Raw genomic sequence first — 21,674 nt, 5'->3', positions numbered from 1 at the left:
GGTGGGAGCGGCAACGCCGCACTCACTCCAGGCCGAGTTCCTGCTCGATCAGGGCGAACATCTCGTCATCGGTCGCGTCGTCCAGACCCGACTCGCGCTGCGACGACTCGTCCTCGTCCAGCCGCCGCAGCAGTGTCCGCAGCCGCGTCTCCACCTCGGCGCGGGTCCCGGCGTCCGGCCGTACGGCCAAGGCGGCTTCCAGTCGCTTCAGTTCTCCGAGGACGGACGGCTCGGCCCCGGCGCCTTCGAGTCCCAATTCGTCGCGCAGATGTGCGGCGAGCGCCTGGGGCGTGGGGTAGTCGAAGATCAGTGTGGCCGCCAGGCGCAGACCGGTGGCCGCGTTCAGGCGGTTGCGCAGCTCCACGGCGGTCAGCGAGTCGAAGCCGAACTCCTTGAACGTACGGTCGGCCTCCAGCCCGTCCGCCGAGCCGTGGCCGAGGACGACGGCGGTGTTTGCGCGCACCACGGCGAGCAGTTCCTCCAGACGGCGGGCCTCGGGCAGGGGCATCAGCCGCTCGGCGAGCGACTGGCCGTCACCGCGCGCAGTCTCACCCGCCGCGGCGGCCCTGCGTACGGCGACGCGTACCAACCCACTGAGCAGCGCGGGTAGTTCACCGCTCTCCGCCTGGCCGCGCAGCGCCGGAAGGTCGAGTGCCACGGGGACGAGTTGCGCGTAGGGCGTGCGCAGGGCGGCGTCGAACATCGCCAGCCCCGCGTCGGCGGCGAGCGGCGCGATGCCCTGCCGGGACAGGCGCGCGATGTCCGCCTGCCCCATATGGGCGGTCATGCCGCTGGTCTGTGCCCAGTAGCCCCAGGCCAGAGAGGTGGCGGGCAGACCCTGCGCCCTGCGGCGCCCGGCGAGCGCGTCGAGGAAGGCGTTGGCGGCGGCGTAGTTCGCCTGGCCGGGGGTACCGAAGACACCGGCAGCCGAGGAGAACAGGACGAAGGCCGCCAGATCGGCGTCCCGCGTCAGCTCGTGCAGATTGAGCGCCGCGTCGACCTTCGGCCGCAGGACGCGGTCCAGCCGGCCGGTGTCCAGCGCGCCGAGCAGCGCGTCGTCCACAATGCCGGCCGCGTGCACGACGGCTGTCAGCGGCCGGTCGGACGGGACGCCGGCCAGCAGCTCCGCAAGGGCCTCGCGGTCCGCCGCGTCACAGGCCGCCACCGTCACCTCGGCGCCCATCGCGGTGAGTTCCGCGCGCAGTTCGTCGGCGCCGTCGGCCGCGGGTCCCCGGCGGCTCGTCAGCATCAGGTGCCGCACACCATGAGTGGTGATCAGATGCCGGGCGAGCAGCCCGCCCAGTACCCCGACACCGCCGGTGATCAGTACCGTCCCGTCCGGGTCGAGCGTGCGCGGCACGGTCAGGACCATCTTGCCGGTGTGCCGGGCCTGGCTCATGAAGCGGAACGCCTCGGGAGCCTCGCGCACGTCCCACGGCTGGACCGGCAGAGAGGTCAGCGCACCGCTCTCGAACAGCTCACGCAGATCCGCCAGCATTTCCGCGATCCGGTCGGGGTCGACCTCGCGCAGGTCGTAGGCGTCGTATCGGATCCCGGGCCACCGCTCGGCGAGTTCGTCCGCTCCCCGGATGTCGGTCTTGCCCATCTCCAGGAACCTGCCGCCCGGTGCCAGCAGCCCGAGCGAGGCGTCGACGAACTCCCGTGCCAGAGAGTTGAGTACGACGTCCACGCCCTTGCCGTCCGTCGTCTCCCGGAACCGTTCCTCGAAGTCCAGGTCGCGCGAGGACGCCGCGTGCCCGGCGTCCACCCCCAGGGAACGCAGCAGTTCCCGCTTCGCCGGGCTCGCGGTCCCGAACACTTCCAGCCCCCAGTGGCGGGCGAGCTGGATGGCCGCCATGCCGACACCGCCCGTCGCCGCGTGGACGAGCAGCTTCTCCCCCGGCCGTACCCCCGCCAGGTCGACCAGGCCGAAGTAGGCGGTCAGGAAGACGACTGGAATCGCCGCGGCTTCCTCGTACGACCAGCCGGACGGCATCCGGACCACCATCCGCCGGTCCGTCACCGAGACCGGTCCGAACGCACCGCCCAGGAAGAGGCCCATCACCTGGTCGCCCACGCCGAGGTCCGTGACCCCCGGCCCGACCTCCAGAACGACGCCCGCGCCTTCACTGCCCATGATCGCCGCACCCGGATACATACCGAGTGAGATCAGCACGTCCCGGAAGTTCATTCCGGCGGCGCGGATCGCGACCCGGATCTCGCCGGCGGCCAAGGGCTCGTCGGCATGGGAGGTGGGGATGAAGGCGAGCTGCTCCAGCGTGCCCGGACTGGTCGTCTCCAGACGCCAGCCGGTGTGCGACGGCGGTACGAGAGCGGAGCCCGGCCCGGTCGGCCGCGCGAGCCTGGGCACCAGCGTGGAGCCCTTCCGGACGGCGAACTGCGGTTCACCGTGGCGTACGGCGGCGCGCAGCGCCGGGATGAGCGTGGAGAGGGAGTCCTCATGACGGTCGAGGTCCGCGAGCAGGAAACGGTCGGGGTTCTCGGTGACCGCGCTGCGGACCAGGCCCCACACCGCGGCGGCGGACAGATCGACGGACTCCTCGCCGGTACCGGTGGTGACGGCATCGTGTGTGACGACCACCAGCCGCGCCCCGGCGGCCCGCTGCTGCGCCTGATCCTGCTCCTCCGACAGCCACCGCTGAAGCTCGGCGAGCACCTCCCCCGTCGCCTGTCGTACGGCAGCGGGGACCCCGTCCGCCGTACCGCCGGCCGGGGCTCCGACCGGGAGCAGGACGAACTCGGGGCCGTCGCCGGCGCCGTTGCCGGACACGCTCACCACCGGGACACCCATGCCTTCCAGCGCGGCCGTCAGCCTCCAGGAGTCGTCACCGAGCACCGCACACGCGGGAGTCGCCTCCTCGGCGGTGGCGGATGCGGATGCGGAGGTAGTGGCGGTGGCTGTGGCGGCGAGACGACCCGGGGTCCACTCCACGGTGTACGGGAGATCCGCCGTCGCGGCGGCCCGCGCGGCCTCCAGGCCCACGGCAGGCCGCAGGACCAGCGAAGCCACTGTCAGTACCAACTGCCCTGCCGGGTCCGCCACATCGACGCGCACCGCGTCCTCACCGGTCGGCGTCACACGTACGCGCACGACCGACGCTCCGCTCCGGCCGAGCGTCACACCCGAGAGCACGAACGGCACCAGAACACCGCCGCCGGCGCCCCCGAGCGCCGTATGCAGAACGGCGTCCAGCAGCGCCGGATGCATACCGAACCGCTCGGCGTCCGCGCGTACGGACTCGGGCAGCACGACCTCGGCGCTGATCACCTCGCCTTCCCGCCACAGCTCCCGCACTCCGCGGAAGGCGTCCCCGTAGTCATAGCCACGGTCGGCCAGATCGGCGTAGAACTCCTCGGCCGGGACCCGCTCGACGTCCTGGCCACCGGCCGGCGGCCAGGCGAACCCGGCTCCGGTCACGGAGTCCGCCGACGTTCCGAGCACTCCCTCCGCGTGCCGCGTCCACTCGTCGGCGTCCTTGGAGCTGGAGAACACGGTCAGCGAACAGCGCCCGGCGTCGTCCGCCCTCTCCACGACCACCTGGAGGCGAACCGTCTCCGACCCGTGCAGCACCAGCGGCGCCTTGAGCATCAGCTCCTCGACGGAGTCGCACCCGACCTCGTCACCGGCCCGGAAAGCCAGCTCAAGAAAGAGCGCCGCGGGTACGAGGGTGGTGCCGGTGACGCTGTGATCGGCGAGCCAGGGGTGGGTGCGGAGGGAGAGCGTGCCGGTGAAGGTGGTGGTCCGGTCTTCGGTCGCCGCGTCTATCGCCGCGCCGAGGAGTGGGTGGTTGGTGTGTTGGAGTCCGAGGGTGGTGGGGTCGCTGCCGCCGCCGGTAGGTGTGTTGAGCCAGTAGTGCTGGTGTTGGAAGGCATAGGTGGGGAGGGTGGTGGGTTGGGTGGTGGGGGTGGGCCAGGTGGTGGGTGTGTTGTGGGTGTGGAGGGTGGCCTGGGCGAGGCGGAACTGGGTGGGTCCGTGCTGGTGGCGTCGGAGGGTTCCGGTGACGGTCAGCGGCGTGTCGTTGGTTTCTTCGTTGGTTTGGTTGATGGGGGTGGTGAGGGTGGGGTGGGGGCTTGTTTCGATGTAGGTGGTGTGGCCGGTGTTGTTGAGGTGGGTGAGGGTGGTGTGGAAGTGGACGGGTTGGCGGAGGTTGTCGTACCAGTAGGTGTTGTTGAGGGTGGTGGTGTCGGTGGGAGTCTGGGCGGGGTGGGTGGTGGAGTGGAAGGGGATGCTCGCGGCCTGCGGGGTGATGTCCGCGAGGACTGTGAGGAGGTGTTCTTCGAGGGCTTCGACGTGGGGGCTGTGGGAGGCGTAGTCGACCGGGAGAAGCCTGGTCTGGATGTTGTTCGTCTGGCAGTGGTCGAGGTAGGTGTGGATGTCCTCGGTGGTGCCGGAGATGACGGTGTGGGTGGGGGAGTTGATGACGGCGACCGAGAGGCTGTCGTATCCGGCGATCTGTTCGGTGACCTGTTCGTGCGGCAGGGTGACCGAGGCCATGGTGCCGCGCCCGGTCAGGGAGGTCAGGGCCTTGCTCCGCAAGGCGACGATCTTCGCCGCGTCCTCCAGGCTCAGCGCCCCGGCGATGTGGGCCGCGGCGATCTCACCCTGCGAGTGACCGATGACCGCGTCCGCGCTGGTCCCGTGGTGCTCCCACAGCCGGGCGAGGGAGACCATGACCGCGAACAACGCGGGCTGGACGACGTCGACACGCTCCAGCAGTTCCCCGGCCGGATCGGTCAGGACATCCCGCAGCGACCAGTCGACGTACGGGGCCAGGGCTTTCGCGCACGCGTCGATGGACTGGGCGTAGACGGGCTCGGTCGACAGGAGGTCGGCGGTCATGAGCGGCCACTGGGCTCCCTGGCCGGGGAAGACGAACACCGTCTTGCCCTGCGGTCGTGTCACACCGCTCACGACATGCGCACTGGGAGCGCCCTCGCCCAGGGCCGCCAGCCCCTCCATCAGCTCGGCGTACTCCGTCGCGACCACCGCACCCCGGTGGGTCAGCGCCGCACGAGTGGTGGTCAGGGCGTGCGCGACCTGCTCGGCCGTGACCTCCGGATGCGCGGCAAGGTGTGCGTGCAGCCGGGAAGCCTGGGCACCCAGCGCGTCGGATGTGTGACCGGACACCGGCCACACCAGCACACCCGCCCCGTCCTCAGGGTCGGACTCCGTTGCGGGCTCGGTGACTTCAGCCGCCGGGGCCTGTTCCAGAATCACGTGCGCGTTCGTACCGCTCATCCCGAACGAGGACACACCGGCCCGCCTCGGCCGGTCCTCCCCGACCGTCCAGGGGGTGTTCTCCCTGAGGAGTTCAACGGCTCCCGCCGACCAGTCGACATGCGGCGTCGGCTCGTCCACGTGCAGCGTCTGCGGGAGTACGCCCTCCCGCATCGCCATCACCATCTTGATCACACCGCCCACACCCGCAGCCGCCTGCGCGTGCCCGATGTTCGACTTCAACGACCCGAGCCAAAGGGGCTGTTCGGACGAGCGGTCCTTGCCGTAGGTGTCCAGCAGCGCCTGGGCCTCGATCGGGTCGCCGAGCGTCGTGCCCGTTCCGTGCGCCTCCACCGCGTCCACGTCCGCCACCGACAGTCCCGCGTTCGCGAGTGCCTGACGGATCACGCGCTGCTGCGAAGGTCCGTTGGGCGCGGTAAGACCGTTCGACGCACCGTCCTGGTTGACCGCCGACCCCCGCACCACCGCCAGGATCTCGTGCCCGTTCCGCTTGGCGTCCGGCAGCCGCTCCACCAGCAGCAGCCCCACACCCTCCGACCAGCCCGTACCGTCCGCACTCGCCGCGAACGGCTTGCACCGGCCATCGGGCGCCAGACCACGCTGCCGGCTGAACTCCACGAAGGTGTTCGGCGTCGACATCACCGCGACTCCGCCGGCCAGCGCCAGAGACGACTCGCCCTTGCGCAGCGACTCGCACGCCAGATGCAGCGCGACCAGCGAAGACGAGCACGCCGTGTCGATGCTCAGCGCGGGGCCCTGGAGCCCCAGGTTGTAAGCGATCCGACCGGACATGATGCTGCCGAACGTGCCCGTGAGCGCGAAGCCTTCCGCGCTCTCCCGCGCCTGCTCGGCCCAGTGGGCGTAGTCGTGGTACATCGCACCGACGAAGACACCGGTCGCGCTCCCCTTGAGCGAGGTGGGGTCGATGCCCGAGCGTTCCAGCGTCTCCCACGCCGTCTCCAGCAGCAGCCGTTGCTGCGGGTCCATCGCCAGCGCCTCGCGTGGCGAGATACCGAAGAACGCGGCGTCGAAGGCGTCGGCGTCGTGCAGGAAGCCGCCCTCGCTGGTGTACGAGGTGCCTGAGTGGTCGGGGTCCGGGCTGTAGAGCTCCTCCAGATTCCAGTTCCGGTTGGTCGGGAACTCGCTTATGGCGTCGGTGTGTTCGGCGACGAGGCGCCACAGGTCCTCCGGCGAGGTCACTCCGCCGGGGAAGCGGCACGCCATGCCGACGATCGCGATCGGCTCGTCGTCCGACCGAGGTGTGGTCACCGCGACGGCGGTTTCCCCGGCGATCGTGGCGGCGGCGGCCTCGGTGGCGGACGACCACACGTATTCGACGAGTGCGGCAGGTGTCGGGTAGTCGAACAGCAGCGTGGCAGGAAGCCGCAGACCAGTGCTCGAACTGAGCCTGTTGCGCAGATCGACCGATGTGAGCGAGTCGAACCCGAGGGCCTTGAAACTGTCGGCCAGGTCGACTTGTTCGGGCGCCACGTGCCCGAGGCTGGTGGCGACCTCGGTGCGGAGCAGGTCGCGGATCAGGGTCTCCTGCTCGGCCTTGTTCAGGCCGGTGAGCCGGACGGTGAGCGACGCCGAAGGGCTACGTGTCCCCGGGCGGCCCGACGCGGTGCCGGGGCGGCCGGTCGAGGGCGCGAGCGAGCGCAGTACGGGCGGGAGTTGGCCGGCCATGGCCTGGGCGCGCAACGAGTTGAGGTTCCAACGCGTCGGTACTACAAGGGCGTTGCCGGTGGCACAGCCCGAGTCGAGCAGCGGCAGGGCGTCCTCGGGGGCCAGCGCCAGTACGCCGTTGCGTTCCATCCTCGCCACGTCGGCCGCGTTCAAGTGACGGGTGATTCCCGATTCGGTGTCCCAGAGTCCCCAGGCCAGCGATGTACCCGGCAGCCCGGCGGCCCGGCGGTGCTGCATCAGCGCGTCCAGGAAGGAGTTCGCAGCGGCGTAGTTGGCCTGCCCCGCGTTGCCGAGCACACCGAACACCGACGAGAAGGTGACGAAGACCGAGAGGTCCAGGTCCCGGGTCAGATGGTGCAGGTGTGTCGCGGTGTCCACCTTCGGGCGCAGTACGCGTTCGAGCTGGTCCGGTGTCATGGTGTGGATGAGGCCGTCGTCCAGGACACCTGCCGCGTGGACGACACCCGTCAGCGGATAGGTGTCGGGGACCTCGCCGAGCAGCGCGGCCAGCGCGTCGGCGTCCGTGGTGTCACATGCGGCGACGATGACTTCGACACCCAACGCCCTTAGTTCCGCGCGTAGTTCGGCGGCACCGGGGGCCTCCGCACCCCGACGTCCGGTCAGCAGCAGGCTCGGGACGGCATGCCGTACGACCAGATGACGTGCGACCGCCGCGCCGAGCGCTCCGGTACCGCCGGTGATCAGGACCGTACCGGCGCCGTCCCAGGGGTTCTCCGGCTGCGCCGGGGAGAGGTCGAGACGGCCGAGGCGTGGCACGAGGGCCGTCTCGCCCCGCAGGGCGATCTGCCGCTCGTCGGCCGCCACCGCGCTCTGTACAGCGGCGGTGAGGTGGTGCGGGGGCAGGCCCTCAGCGGCTGCCGGATCGAGGTCGACCAGCAGATAGCGGCCCGGGTTCTCGGCCTGCGCGCTGCGGACCAGGCCCCATACGGGCGCGGCCGAAAGCCCCGGCAGTTCGCCCTCCCCCGCCGCCACCGCGCCCCGCGTCACGACGACGAGCATCGCATCCGCCAGCCTGGCGTCCGCCGCGAAGACCTGAAGTTCCCTCAGGACGTGCTGCGTTGTGCGATTCGCCGTGTCCGCCAGGTCGTCGGCGGCCTCCGAGGAAACGGTGAGCGATACGAAGTCGGGCACGGTCGCGCCTTCGGCGACGGCCGCACCGAGCTCGGTCATGTTCCCGTAGAGGGCCGAGTCATCCAGAAGACCGAGTGTCGGCGCGCCGACACTGGCCCATCTATGCGGCGACAGGGCCGGCTGCCAGACGCGGCCCGCCAGAGCGTTCCACTCGACGACGTAATGGGCGGCCACGTCGGCGTTCGACCGGGCGGAAGAGAGCTGGGCAGCCGACGCACGGCGGAAGGCCAGAGACTCGACGGACGCGACCGGTCCGCCCGCCTCGTCCGTGATGGTGAGGGAGACCGTGTCCTCACCGGTGGGGCGGATACGAGCCCGGACCGCCGGGCCCCCGACGGCATGGACGCGCACCCCCGACCATGCGAAGGGCAGGCGAAGGCCGTCCTGCGCCTCGTCCGGCGATTCGGCAGCCAGGCCAAAGAGCAGGGTCGCGTGCAGGACCGCGTCGAAGAGAGCCGGGTGAATGGCGAACGGGGCGTCGGCCGAGTCGGGTTCGCCGTCCGGCAGCCGCACCTCGGCGAACACCTCGTCGCCCGAACGCCAGGCCGCCGTAAGCCCTCGGAACTGCGGGCCGTACTCATAGCCCCGGAGAGCCAGCATGTCGTAGGCGTCGGTGAGTGACAGCGGCTGCGCCCCGGCGGGCAGCCAGTCGAAGTCAGCGGGGGCGGCGGCGGGTTCGGCCACCAGCCGGCCGCGCGCATGGCGTGACCAGGGCTCGTCCACCGGGGCGGGGGCCTGGCGCGAGTACACGACGAGCGAACGCCCGCCGGTCTCGTCCGGAGCGCCGACGGCGACCTGAATCTGCACCGCGTCCTTCTCGGTGACCACGAGGGGCGCTTCGAGCGTCAACTCCTCGATCGTGTCGCACCCGACGTGCTCCGCCGCGTGCATCACCACATCGACGAGGGCGGTTCCGGGGAGCACGGTCGCTCCGAGGATGACGTGATCGCCGATCCACGAGTGGTCCGCCTGGGCGAATCGCCCGGTGAGCAGCGTGCCGCCGCTCTCGGCCTGCTCGACGGTTGCGCCGAGGAGTGGGTGGTCGGTGGTGGCCAGCCCTGCGGAGGTGAGGTCCCGGATGGCTGGGGTGTCGTTGAGCCAGTAGTGGTGGTGTTGGAAGGCGTAGGTGGGGAGGGTGGGGTGGTGGTGGGTGGGGTGGGTGGTGGTGGGCCAGGTGAGGGGGGTGTGGTGGGTGTGGAGTGTGGCGAGTGCGGTGTGGAGGGTGTGGTGGTGGGGGTGTTTGGGGTGGAGGGTGCCGATGGCGGTGGCGTCGGGGAGGGTCTGGGTGGTGAGGGTGGTGAGGGTGGTGTCGGGTCCGAGTTCGAGGTAGGTGGTGGTGCCGGTGGTGTCGAGATGGTGGGTGATGTCGGTGTAGTTGACGCTGTGGCGGAGCTGTTCGGTCCAGTAGTCGGGTGAGAGGGCCTGTTCGGGGGTGAGGGGCTGTCCGGTGCGGTTGGAGATGACGGGCAGTGTGGGAGCCTGCGGGTTGAGGGTGCTGAGGGTGGTGCGGAAGGTGTCGAGGACGGGGTCCATGTGGGCGGAGTGGAAGGCGTGGCTGACGTTCAGCGCACGGGTCCGGATCCCCGCCTCGGCCGCGCGTGCGGTGAGGGTCTCGATGTCGGAGACGGTGCCGGAGACGACGGTGTTGGTGGGGGAGTTGCGGGCGGCGATCTCCAGGGTGGTGCCCTCAAGAAGAGGGGTGATGTGGTCGGGGGTGGTGTGGAGGGTGAGCATGGTGCCCTGCCCGGCGGGCAGCTCCCCCATCAGCCGGGCACGCGTCGCGACCAGAACGGCGGCGTCGGCGAGGGTGAACACGCCCGCCGCGTGGGCGGCGGTGAGTTCACCGATGGAGTGCCCGGCGAGCGCGTCGGGGCGCACCCCGTAGGACTCCACGAGCCGGTAGAGGGCTGTCTCCAGGGCGAAGAGGGCGGGCTGGGTGTGGGTGGTGTGGTGCAGGAGGTCCGCCTCCGGGGTGCCGGGCCCGGCGAACATCACGCTGAGCAGCGGCACCGGAAGGTGCGGGTCCAGGGCTGCGCACGCCTCGTCGAGGGCGTCACGGAAGGCGGGGTGGGTGGTGTAGAGGCCGTGTCCCATCCCGGGGTACTGGGAGCCCTGGCCGGTGAACAGCACAGCGAGCTTCCCGGCCTGGTACCGCCCGGTCACCCCGTGCGGGGTCGGGGTCCCTGCGGCGATACCGGACAGCGCGTCCAGCAGCTGCCCGCGTCCGGTGCCGAAGACGACCGCACGGTGATCGAGCGTCGCACGCGTCCCCGCAAGAGCATCCGCGACCGCCGGAAGATCGGCGTCGGGGTGATCCTCCAGCCACGCGTGCAGCCGCAAGGCCTGGGCACGCAACGCATCAGCCGTATGACCCGACACCGGCCACACCACCACACCCGCAGTCTCTTCCAAGTCCGTTGCGGCATCGACGGGTTCGACGGCCGGGGCCTGCTCAAGAACCACGTGCGCGTTCGTGCCACTGATCCCGAACGAGGACACACCGGCCCGCCTCGGCCGGTCCTCCCCGACCGTCCACGGGGTGTTCTCCCTCAGGAGCTCAACCGCCCCCGCCGACCAGTCCACGTGCGGCGTCGGCTCGTCCACGTGCAGCGTCCGCGGGAGCACACCCTCCCGCATCGCCATCACCATCTTGATCACACCGCCCACACCGGCAGCCGCCTGCGTGTGACCGATGTTCGACTTCAGCGACCCCAGCCACAGCGGAGCGTCCTCCGGCCGCCCCTCCCCGTACGTCGCAAGGATGGCCTGCGCCTCGATCGGGTCACCCAGCGTCGTACCCGTCCCGTGCGCCTCCACCGCCTGGACATCCGCCGCCGACAGACCCGAGTTCGCCAGCGCCTGACGGATCACCCGCTCCTGCGAAGGCCCGTTGGGCGCGGTAAGGCCGTTCGACGCGCCGTCCTGGTTGACCGCCGAACCCTTCACCACCGCGAGCACCTCGTGCCCGTTGCGCACGGCGTCCGACAACCGCTCCACCAGCAGCAGCCCCACACCCTCCGACCAGCCGGTGCCGTCCGCACCGGCCGCGAACGGCTTGCACCGGCCGTCCGGCGCCAGACCGCGCTGTTGGCTGAACTCCACGAACATGCTCGGACTCGCCATCACCGTCACACCGCCGGCCAGCGCCAGCGACGACTCGCCACTGCGCAGCGACTGGCACGCCAGATGCAAAGCCACCAGCGACGACGAACACGCCGTGTCCACCGTCACCGCCGGACCCTCAAGCCCGAACGCGTACGACACCCGGCCCGACGCGACACTCGGCGCACTGCCTGTCAGCAGGTGTCCCGCCACCCCGTCGCCCTGCTCGCTCAGCCGTGGCCCGTACTCCTGGAAGGTGCCTCCCACGAACACGCCTGTCCTGCTGCCGCGCAACGACTGCGGGTCGACACCGGCACGTTCGAAGGCTTCCCACGCCGTCTCCAGCACCAGCCGCTGCTGCGGGTCCATCGCCAGCGCCTCGCGGGGCGAGATACCGAAGAGCGCGGCGTCGAATTCGGCTGCCTCGTGGAGGAAACCGCCCTCACGCACGTACGACGTGCCGTTCCGCGCGCTCTCGGGGTCGGGCTGGTAGAGGGCGTCGAGATCCCAGCCCCGGTCTCCGGGGAACGGTCCGATCACGTCGTGGCCCTCGGCGACCAGTCGCCACAGCGCCTCCGGTGAGTCGCTGCCGCCCGGGTACCGGCAGGCCATGCCCACGATCGCGAGCGGTTCGTCGGTGGCTCCGGTCGCCGTCACCGGCGCCGAGTCGGCTGATTCGCCGACGAGTTGACCGCGGAGCGCGGCGGCCAGTCGTAGGGGGGTGGGGTGGTCGAACAGCAGGGACGAGGGCAGGCCGAGTCCGGTGGCGAGCGTCAGCCGGTGGCGCAGTTCGACGGAGCCGAGTGAGTCGAAGCCGAGGTCACGGAAGGCCAGGCGTTCCTCGACGGCGTCCGGGGAGTCGTGGCCCAGCAGCGCGGCGGCCTCGGTGCGGATCAGGTCGAGGACGAGCCGTCGGCCGTCGTGGGCGTCCCGGCCGGTGAGCCGGTTTCGCCAGGATTCCGCCTTGGAGCGGGCGGGGCTGTCCGGCGATGACGCGCCGGTCTCCTCCGCGAACGGGTCCGCCCCGTCGGAGAGTTCACGCCCGGGGGAGAGTTCGCGTACGACGGAGCCCGCGGACGGCCGGGGTGTCAGCCAGTGGCTCCGCCGCTGGAAGGGATAGGTGGGCAGCGGCACCCTGGCCGCTCCCGTGGGCAGGAGCGCGGTGCTCCAGTCGACCGCGACGCCGTGCGTGTACGCCGTGGCGACGGCGGCCAGCACGTCGTCCGCCTCGGAGCGGCCGTCCCGGCGGCTCAGGGGTACGAAGGCCGGCTCCGGGTCGTCGACACAGCCACGCGCCATCGTGGTGAGTGTGGCGTCGGGCCCGAGTTCGACGAAGGTCGTGACGTCGAGTTCGCTCAGTCGCTCCATGCCGTCGGCGAAGCGCACCGTGTGCCGCGCGTGCCGCACCCAGTAGTCGGCGGTGCGGAGTTCGTCGGGGTCCGCGAGCTGTCCGGTGAGGTTGGAGACGACGGGGATGTCCGGGGCGTGGAAGGTGAGCGACTCGGCGACCTCGCGGAAGGCGTCGAGCATGCCGTCCATGCGGGCGGAGTGGAAGGCGTGGCTGACCCGGAGTTGTTTTGTTCTGCGGCCCTTGGCGTGCCAGCGGGCCGCGACGGCCAGTACCGGTTCCTCGTCGCCGGCGATGACGGTGGCATTGGGTCCGTTGACGGCCGCGACGGCGACGCGACCGGTCTCCCCCGTCTCCTCCGCTTCGGTGACCAGTTCCGCTTCGGTGGCCTCGATCGCCACCATGGCTCCGCCGGCGGGGAGTTCCTGCATCAGCCGTGCGCGGGCGGCGACGAGCGTGCAGGCGTCGGTGAGGGACAGGACACCGGCGGTGTGGGCGGCGGCGATTTCGCCGATCGAGTGGCCGAGGAGGTAGTCGGGCCGTACGCCCCAGCTCTCCAGGAGCCGGAAGGCGGCGGTTTCGTAGGCGAAGAGGGCGGGCTGGGTGTAGGCGGTCCGGTGGAGCAGGGCGGCTTCGGGGGTGCCATCGGGAGCGGCGATGACACGGCGCAGCGGGACTTCGAGGTGCCGGTCGAACTCGGCGCAGACGGAGTCGAAGGCTGCGCGGAACGCGGGGAAGGCGTCGGCCAGTTGGAGTCCCATGCCCGGCCGCTGGCTGCCCTGTCCGGCGAAGAGGAAGGCGGTGCCGCCCCGGAGGGAGGTGCCGCGTGCGGCTCCTCCGGGGGTCCTTCCCTCGGCCAGTTCGGTGAGGTGGGTGATGAGTGTTCCGCGGTCGGGGGCGAAGAGGACCGCGCGTTGTTCGAAGGCGGACCGGTGTACGGCGAGGGAGTGCGCGACGTCGGTGAGACGGTGTGCGGGCTGTTCGGCGAGGAAGTCCGCCAGCCGGGTGGCCTGGTCCCGCAGTGCGGGTTCGCTGCGGGCCGACAGGACGTAGGGCAGGGGGCCGGTCGTGGACGCACCTGTGCTCCGTGCGCCCGTTGTCTCTGCGCCGTTGGTCTGTGCGGCGGTGCTCTGCGCGGCCGGTGCGACGTCCTCGGTGGTCGCCGCCGTGGTGTCGGCGGCGTACTCCCGCAGTACCACGTGGCAGTTGGTGCCGCCCATGCCGAAGGAGCTGACGCCGGCCGTCAGTTGCCGGTCGGGGTGGGGCCAGGAGCGTGTCTCCCGTACGAGCTGCAGGCGCAGTTCATCGAGGGGGATCCGCGGGTTGGCCTCGGTGAAGTGGAGGCTGGCGGGGAGCTGCCGGTGGCGTACGGCGAGGATGGTCTTGAGGAGGCCGGTGATACCGGCCGCGCCTTCGAGGTGGCCGACGTTGGTCTTGACGGAGCCGACCAGCAGGGGGTCTTCGGAGCCGCGCAGGGATCCGGCGAAGGCGCCGAGGGCCGCCGCCTCGATGGGGTCTCCGAGCCGTGTGCCGGTGCCGTGGAGTTCCACGTACTGCACTTCCGCGGCTGTGAGGCCCGCCCGCCGGTACGCGGCGTTGAGTACCTGCTCCTGGGCGTCGGGGCTGGGCTGGGTGAGTGCCTGGGTGCTGCCGTCGTTGTTCATCGCGCTGGAGCTGATGAGGCAGTGCACGGTGTCGCCGTCGGCGAGTGCGCGGTCGAGTGGCTTGAGGACGAGTACGACGCCTCCCTCGCCCCTGACGTAACCGTCGGCTCCGGCGTCGAAGGTGCGGCAGGCTCCGGTCGGCGAGAGGGCGCCGAAGCGGGCGGCGGTGAGGAAGCCCTCGCCGGCCAGGGCGAGGTTCACGCCGCCGGCCAGGGCGACGTCGGATTCGCCGCGCAGGAGGCTCTCGCAGGCGAGGTGGACGGCGACCAGCGAGGAGGACTGGGCGGTGTCGACGGTGAGGCTGGGGCCGCGCAGACCCAGGGTGTAGGAGACGCGGTTGGCGATGACTCCGCGGTTGAGTCCGGTGGCGGTGTGCCTGCCGATGCCGTCGGGGCCGTGGTCGCGGGTGACGGCCGCGTAGCTGTCCTCCATGGCGCCGACGAAGACACCGATCGGGGCGCCGTCGAGGGTGGCGGGGACGATACCGGCCTCTTCGAGGGCTTCCCAGGTGAGTTCGAGGACGAGTCGCTGGTGCGGGTCGACGGCGGCGGCTTCCTTCGGGGGGATACCGAAGAAGGCGGGGTCGAACTCGTCGACGCGGGGCAGGTATCCGGCCCGCGCGGTGCTGAGCAGGCCGGCGTCCACGAGGTCCTGGGGGGAGAGCGGTCCCTCGGGCCAGCGGCCTTCGGGGGCCGGGCCGACGGCGTCCCGGCCCTCTCGCAGCAGGGTCCAGAAGTCGTCCGGTCCTCCCGCTCCGGGCAGTCGGCAGGCCATGCCGACGACGGCGATGGGCCGTCGGTTCACCGCGGGATCCGCGAAGGCGCTGCCGTCCCGGTCCGCGTCCTGGTGGGATTCCTGCCCGGCAACCGACATCGTCGGCACTCCCATCGACCATCCACGTGGCCCAGGCAGGCGAGAACTGACACTGCCCGGCTGTCCGCTAGATGCTCGGTACCTCGGCTAAAGGCACTCTTACCAAGACCTTTGGCCGACGAAGGTGGTGATCCTAATCGAAAGTGGATCACCTATACTTTTCAAGGATTCATGAAGTTCTAGCAGATAGTGGATTATGGTACGAGGTACCGACAAGAGAGGACGAAATATGCCGGCCATGCCCGATACCGAGGCGGCCCAGGACGCGGCGGTCGCCCAGTTCGTCGAGCGTTTCGCGTTGAGCCTGTCCGCGTTCGCCTTCCCGCGTATGGCCGCCCGTGTGTTCGTGGCGGTTCTCATCTCCGAGAAGGGCCGGCTGACCTCCCGTGAGCTTGCGGACACCTTGCAGGTGAGCCTGGCCGCCGTCTCGCAGTCGGTGCAGTACCTCCAGCAGGTGGGGCTCATCTCCAAGGACCGCGAGCCCGGTCAGCGCCGCGACAACTACCGCCTGCACGACGAGGGTTGGTACGAGATGTTCGCCCGCCGGGACGAGGCGTTCCTCCAGATGGAGGAACTGCTGGCCGCCGGGTCCGACGCGCTGGGTCCGGACTCCTCCGGTGCGCGGCGGCTGGACGAGACGCGCAGATTCATGGAGTTCGTCAGGACCGAGGTCGCGGACATGCTGCGCCGCTGGCAGGAGTCCAGTGCCCGTCACGGCGTGACGGAGAAGTAGCGTCCCCGGAGTGCGCCGGGGTGGGACCGTGTATCGCCGGAGTCGCGAGGGCGACTCCCCGGCTGTCGGCCGTGTTGTTCCCGGCCCGCCACCTCCCGCGCCGCGATTGCCGCGCCGCGGGGTCTCGTGCCGCGGTTCTCTGTGTCTTCGGGGGCGCCTCTTTCCACCGTCCCGCGCCGAAGGGCCGAACCGTCGGCGACGGTTCGGCCCTCTGGTTCGCCCCGGGCGGTCAGATGCTCAGGTTCCGCCGCCGGAAGAGCGCGGCGCCACCGGCCATGAGCACGGCCGCGATGAGCAGCAGCACCAGCACCGGCCCCGCGGCGAAGTCCGCCGAGGGCATCTGCGGGACATGGCTGTACGGCGACAGGTCCAGCACCGCCTCCGGAAGGTCCAGCGCGGCGCCGACCTGACCGATCAGCAGACAGATCGCGAAGACGCCCCACGGCAGTACGACCGACAGTCGCGGCAGCATTCCGAAGGCGGCGACGGTGACACCCGCCAGGACCAGTACGGCGGGGAGCCGCGCCAGGGCGGCGGCGGTGAGGTCGACGAGGCCGCCGCCGATGTCGCCGGAGGCGATGCCGTATCCGAGGCCGGCGCTGAGCCCGCTCAGCAGGGTGAGGGCCACGATGCCGATGACCGCGCAGGCGATCTGGCTGGTCAGCCACCGGTATCTGCTGACCGAGGTGGAGAGCAGGGATTCGAGGCCGCCCGTGGTCTCCTCGGAGCGCATCCGGTTGAGCAGCTGCACCGCGTACGCGCCGATGGCCAGGCCCAGCAGTCCGACGGTCGCGGACAGATAGGAGTCCACCAGCGAGCCGGCGCCACCCAGTTGTTCGACGATCTCGGCCGTGCGTTCGCTTTCGCCGACGAGGTCGTTGATCTCGTCGCCCACGGCGCCGAAGGCGAAGCCCATGATCACGACACCCACCGCCCAGCCGAGCAGGGCGCCGCGCTGGAGCCGCCAGGCCAGGCCGAACGGGCTGAGCAGTGACGGTGCGGCGCTCGGCGGGCCGAGCTTGACGGCCCGCAGGCCCATGCCCACGTCCCGTACCTTGGTCAGCGCGAAGGCCGCGCCCACCAGCCCCACGAAGGCGGCGACCGGCAGGATCAGCACCCACCAGGCGTTGTCGTCGAACGGCCGGATCTGCTGGCCCCAGCCGATGGGCGAGAGCCATGACGGCCAGGAACTCGACACCCGGGTGCTGTTCTCGCTGAGTGAGCCGGCGGCGTCGCCGACGGCGCGCAGCAGGAACGCGAGTCCGAGGAAGGCGGCCGCGGCGCCGTTCGCGGCGCGTGAGCTCTCCCAGATCTGCGCGGTGACGGCGGCGACACCCGCGAAGGCGATGCCGACCACGCCGATCGCGGCGCCGGCGGCGAGGGAGCCGCCGGCGGACAGTCCGCTGCCGATCAGCGTGACGGTGGTGACGAGTGCCAGTACCACGTTGGCCAGTACGGCGAGGATGAGCGCGGCGGTGAGGGCGGCGTGCCGGCCGACGGCGGAGGAGCCGATCAGCTCGGCCCGGCCGGTCTCCTCGTTCTGCCGGGTGTGCCGTACGACGGTCATCGAGCTCATCAGTGCGGCGGCGACCAGGACGAGCAGCAGCGCCTGCGTCATCGCGGTGGCGCCTTCACTGGTGCCGGAGACCAGGCCGTTGAAGACCAGGGCCACGGCGTTCTCGGCCGCGGCCTGCTGGGCGCTGAGACGTTCCTGTTCGCTCGCGTACAGGCTGATCACACTGGAGACCGTCGACGACGTGACGAGTGTCAGGGCGACGATCCACACCGGCAGTTGGACGCGGTCGCGGCGCAGCGCGAGCCGTAGCAGGTTTCCCGTTCCGGTGAAGCTCACAGCTTGGCTCCGACCTCTGACCTCTGACCGGGCAGCTCGTCGCCGTAGTGCCGCAGGAAGAGCTCTTCCAGGGTGGGCGGCGTGCTGGTGAGCGAGCGGACCCCGTACTGGGTGACGTGGCGCAGCACCGCGTCCAGGTGGCTGGTGTCGACGTCGAAGTGCACACCGTCGTGGTCGCTCTTGAGGTCGTGCACGCCCGCCAGCCCGTCCAGGCCGTCGAGTTCACGCTCGGTCTGTACGGAGATGGTCATCCGGGTGAGGTGGCGCAGCTCGCTCATGGTGCCCGATTCCACGGTCCGGCCGTCGCGGATGATGCTCACCCGGTCGCACAGGACCTCGGCCTCGGCCAGGATGTGGCTGGACAGCAGGACGGTCTTTCCGGCGTTCTTGATCTCCAGGACGCTCTCCTGGAAGACGGACTCCATGAGCGGGTCGAGACCCGAGGTGGGCTCGTCGAAGATGAACAGCTCGACGTCCGAGGCCAGCGCGGCGACGAGGGCGACCTTCTGGCGGTTTCCCTTGGAATAGGTGCGGAACTTTTTCGTCGGATCGAGCTTGAACCGCTCCAGAAGCTCGTCGCGGCGGCCCTTGTCGATCCCTCCGCGCAACTTGCCGAGCAGATCGATGGATTCGCCGCCCGACAGGTTCGGCCAGAGGTTCACGTCTCCGGGCACGTAGGCGAGTCTGCGGTGCAGTCCGACCGCGTCGGCCCAGGGGTCGCCCTCAAGCAGTTCGGTGGTGCCGGAGTCGGCCCGCAGCAGACCCAGCAGGATGCGGATCGTCGTGGACTTGCCCGCGCCGTTCGGGCCGAGGAGGCCGTGCACCTCCCCTCTGGCAACTGTCAGGTCCAGCCCGTCGAGTGCTCGCACCGGACCAAAAGTCTTCACCAGGTTCGACACATGAATGGAGTTCATCACTCTCAACATATATCAAACATCAGCGAACTTGTGAAATGTGTGAGCGCAGCCAACCACTAGTCATATCAACGGAGTTACCCCGCCCCGGGCCACCGACACCGGGCACCGGCGGGGCGGCCCCGCCCGGGCCCCGTCCCTGACCCCGTTCCACGGCCCTTCCCCGCACCCCTCCCCCGCGCCGCGCCGGGCACCCCCCGACCCCCGGCGCGGCGCGGGATCGAGACCCCGAAACATACGCGTAACAGGGCTGACGAACTGTCACGATCCTTAAGGGGGCCTTGGGCCCGACTAGGGGCGGGGGTAGGGGTTATGAGCCCGCCACCCGGTCTCCTAGTGTCCTTCTCGCCGCACCCCCTCACTGTCCGAACAGTGCCGGGTGCGTGCCGCCTCGACTGTCCTGGGGCGAAGACACGACGGGGGAGTCGGTCGAGTGCTGTGGGCACGGTCGCCCATGGCACTCGACCGGGGCCGTCATCTCAGGAAGCGATCAATCAGGAAGAGGCTCGTATGAAGTACGAGATACTTGGGCCACTGCGGGTGACTGACGAGAACGGCAGTTACTTCATCAACGCCAGGAAAATGCAGGTCCTGCTCACCCTGCTGCTCATCAGGGCGAAGCAGGTCGTGTCGATAGACGAGGCGATCACCGAGATCTGGGGGACCAACCCGCCGCGCCGGGCCACCGCCGGCATCCATGTGTACATCTCGCAGTTGCGGAAGTTCCTGACCCGGCCCGACCGGGCCGAGAGTCCCATCCTGACGCAGCCTCCCGGCTACTTCCTGAACCTCGGCGACGACGAGATCGACGTCCATCAGTTTCAGGCGCTGATGCACCAGGGCCGCGAGTCCATGAAGGCGAGTCAGTACACCGACGCCTCGGCCTCCTTCGAGAGCGCGCTCGCCCTGTGGCGTGGGCCCGTACTGGGCGAACTCCACGGCGGACCCGCCCTGGAGGGCTTCACCGCCTGGACCCACGAGACACGCCTGGAGTGCACCGAGCTGCTCGTGGAGGCCCAGCTCAGTCTCGGCCGTCACCTCGAACTGGTGGGCCGTCTGTACTCGCTGACGGCCGAACACCCCCTGCGGGAAGCCTTCTACCGTCAGCTCATGCTCGCCCTCAGCCGCTCCGAGCGGCAGGCCGACGCCCTGCGCGTCTACCAGCACGCACGGAACATCCTCAACGAGGAACTGGGCCTGGAGCCCTGCCGTGCGCTGCGGGAGATGCAGCGGGCGATCCTCGTCAACGACGAGCGGCTCGAAATCGCCACCGCGGCGTGACCGACACGAACCCCGAGAGGACGCCGCGGGGTCCGCGGCGTCGCTCCACGGCGCCGTACGGGCCCGCAGGCCCGTAGAGATCGGCTCGACACAGGCCGGATCGCCCGGAAACCGGGGGTCCGGCCCGAGCACCGTCCGGCCGAAGCACCCGCCGGCCGAAGCACTCTCCGGCCGACGCGCCCCCCTTACCGGACCGGTTCACCGCCGGTCGTACGGACCGTCACCGTCGTCCAGCGGCCCACGCCCCTTCTCCGCCCCCTATCTCGACGGCGGACACCCCCTAATCGAGTTACTGAAGCTGTCGTCCCGCACAGGTGCCTTTTAGATTTCCGGCATATTTCACATCCCGAACCCGGCAAGCAGGTTACCCATGATCACCATCCCGCAGAAAGACTCCCGCATCGGTGTCCACGTGGACGAATTCGATGCCATGACCGCTGCGGCGGAGGATCTGACCGCACTGAAACAACTCATCTACACCGACCGGATCGTGGTCCTCCGCAACCAGCACCTTTCGCCTGCCGAGTTCGTGGAATTCGGCAGGCGGCTCGGTGAGGTGGAGACCTACTACCAGCCGATGTACCACCACCCCGAGCACAAGGAAATATTCGTCTCCTCGAACGTTAAGGAGGACGGGGCTCAGGTCGGTGTGCCGCAGACCGGGAAATTCTGGCACCACGACTACTCGTTCATGCCGCGTCCTTTCGGACTGACGCTGATATACCCGCAAGTCGTGCCCCAGCGGCACCGCGGCACATACTTCATCGATATGGCACGGGCCTACGATAATCTGCCCGCCGAGCTGAAGGACGAGATCCGGGACACCCGTGGTCTGAACAGTGTGCGCCGCTATTTCAAGATCCGGCCCACCGATGTCTACCGCCCGATCTCCGAAGTCCTCGCCGAGATCGAGTCGGTCACACCGGCCGCCGCGCACCCCACCGTCTTCACCCACCCGGTCACCGGTGAGCAGGTGCTCTACATCAGCGAAGCCGTCACCTACCGGCTGGAGGACGCCGCGGGCAACGGACTCAGGCAGGGCCTGCTGGAAGAGCTGTTCGAGGCGTGCGGCCAGGCCGACACCACGTTCACCCACGACAACATCCACCTCCAGACCTTCCAGAAGGGCGACATGCTCCTGTGGGACAACCGCAGCCTGGTCCACCGGGCCCTGCACACGGTGAACCCGGAGCCGACCGTCTCCTTCCGGGTGACCGTGCACGACGAGCACAACTTCTATCCCGGCATCGGCTGAGGGGGCGACGTGCAGTTCGGCCATGACGAGGACCTGCTGGAGCGGGCGCTGCGGGTGTACAAGCCCCACTGCCGGTATCTGACGTCGACCGTCGTGACGGCCAAGGGCGACCCCGCGGACCAGGGTGGACAGGTCGGCGTGCGCGGCCGGTTCCACATTCCGGAGTCCTGCTACATCGACGACACCGGCCACTTCAACGCGGTCGAGTTCAATCTCTGCTTCAACCAGATGATCTATTTCATCATGGCCAAAGCGGTCAAGGAGCGGCTGATCCGTGCCTTCGCGGACTGGACCATGGAGGACTACTGGACGCGCCAGCTCCCCGACATGTTCATCGTCGATTTCCGCAGCACGTTCCGCCGCGCCATGCGCGGCCGGCACTTCTGGGGTGAGCTCGACATCGTGGATGTCGTGCAACGCGACGGCGGGAACGGCCAGTTGCTGATCCTGAGCACCACCTGCCGGTACGGCGAGGACGAGAAGACGGCCTGTCACGGCACGGTGCGCCTCGCCCTGAAGAACCCCCGCCCGCCCGTCGCGGCCCCGGCGTGACC

7 protein-coding genes are annotated in these 21,674 nt (G+C 70.0%); 4 read left to right on the top strand and 3 right to left on the bottom strand.

The genetic code is table 11. The features are described 5' to 3' along the window. Positions 1-22 precede the first annotated feature (22 nt). The gene (locus tag SSPS47_RS30715; protein WP_164253756.1) at positions 23-15,085 is read right to left on the bottom strand and encodes a type I polyketide synthase; all 15,063 of its coding nucleotides are present in this window, start codon (positions 15,083-15,085) and stop codon (positions 23-25) included. Between the two features lie 238 nt (positions 15,086-15,323). Here SSPS47_RS30715 and SSPS47_RS30710 point away from each other — a divergent pair, with 238 nt between their 5' ends. Then, on the top strand, positions 15,324-15,818 hold the full coding sequence (locus SSPS47_RS30710; protein WP_239065125.1) for a MarR family transcriptional regulator: 495 nt from the start codon (positions 15,324-15,326) through the stop codon (positions 15,816-15,818). Positions 15,819-16,047: 229 nt separating this feature from the next. On the opposite strand, the gene SSPS47_RS30705 is transcribed toward SSPS47_RS30710, so the two are convergent. Both SSPS47_RS30705 and SSPS47_RS30700 read right to left on the bottom strand, forming a co-directional pair. After that, positions 16,048-17,670, bottom strand: coding sequence for an anibiotic ABC transporter (locus tag SSPS47_RS30705; RefSeq protein WP_164253754.1), 1,623 nt, complete (start codon positions 17,668-17,670; stop codon positions 16,048-16,050). After that, entirely contained in the window at positions 17,667-18,584 is a 918-nt protein-coding gene (locus SSPS47_RS30700) for an ABC transporter ATP-binding protein (protein WP_164253753.1), read from the bottom strand. Before SSPS47_RS30700 ends, SSPS47_RS30705 begins: the two co-directional genes overlap by 4 nt. A 510-nt stretch (positions 18,585-19,094) precedes the next feature. Here SSPS47_RS30700 and SSPS47_RS30695 point away from each other — a divergent pair. The 3 genes from SSPS47_RS30695 to SSPS47_RS30685 all read left to right on the top strand — a co-directional run bounded on the left by SSPS47_RS30695 (position 19,095) and on the right by SSPS47_RS30685 (position 21,672). Beyond that, the gene (locus SSPS47_RS30695) at positions 19,095-19,865 is read left to right on the top strand and encodes an AfsR/SARP family transcriptional regulator (protein ID WP_164253752.1); all 771 of its coding nucleotides are present in this window, start codon (positions 19,095-19,097) and stop codon (positions 19,863-19,865) included. Positions 19,866-20,235: 370 nt separating this feature from the next. After that, complete coding sequence (locus SSPS47_RS30690; RefSeq protein WP_203557969.1) at positions 20,236-21,120, top strand: TauD/TfdA family dioxygenase; 885 nt, start codon at positions 20,236-20,238, stop codon at positions 21,118-21,120. A gap of 9 nt (positions 21,121-21,129) precedes the next feature. After that, positions 21,130-21,672 carry an FcoT family thioesterase gene (locus tag SSPS47_RS30685; RefSeq protein WP_164253751.1) on the top strand — a complete coding sequence of 181 codons (543 nt, stop codon included), beginning with the start codon at positions 21,130-21,132 and terminating at the stop codon, positions 21,670-21,672. Positions 21,673-21,674 lie beyond the last annotated feature (2 nt).

It is taken from the genome of Streptomyces sp. S4.7 (assembly GCF_010384365.1).
GTDB lineage: Bacteria > Actinomycetota > Actinomycetes > Streptomycetales > Streptomycetaceae > Streptomyces.
Note: the sequence above shows the minus strand (reverse complement) of the source record. Positions and strands in the feature narration are given on the sequence as shown.

Excerpts from the sequence above, each read along its gene's own strand:
- SSPS47_RS30690 (WP_203557969.1), top strand. The coding sequence starts at position 20,236 with ATGATCACCATCCCGCAGAAAGACTCCCGCATCGGTGTCCACGTGGAC.
- SSPS47_RS30715 (WP_164253756.1), bottom strand. The coding sequence starts at position 15,085 with ATGTCGGTTGCCGGGCAGGAATCCCACCAGGACGCGGACCGGGACGGC.
- SSPS47_RS30695 (WP_164253752.1), top strand. The coding sequence starts at position 19,095 with ATGAAGTACGAGATACTTGGGCCACTGCGGGTGACTGACGAGAACGGC.
- SSPS47_RS30700 (WP_164253753.1), bottom strand. The coding sequence starts at position 18,584 with ATGAACTCCATTCATGTGTCGAACCTGGTGAAGACTTTTGGTCCGGTG.
- SSPS47_RS30710 (WP_239065125.1), top strand. The coding sequence starts at position 15,324 with ATGCCCGATACCGAGGCGGCCCAGGACGCGGCGGTCGCCCAGTTCGTC.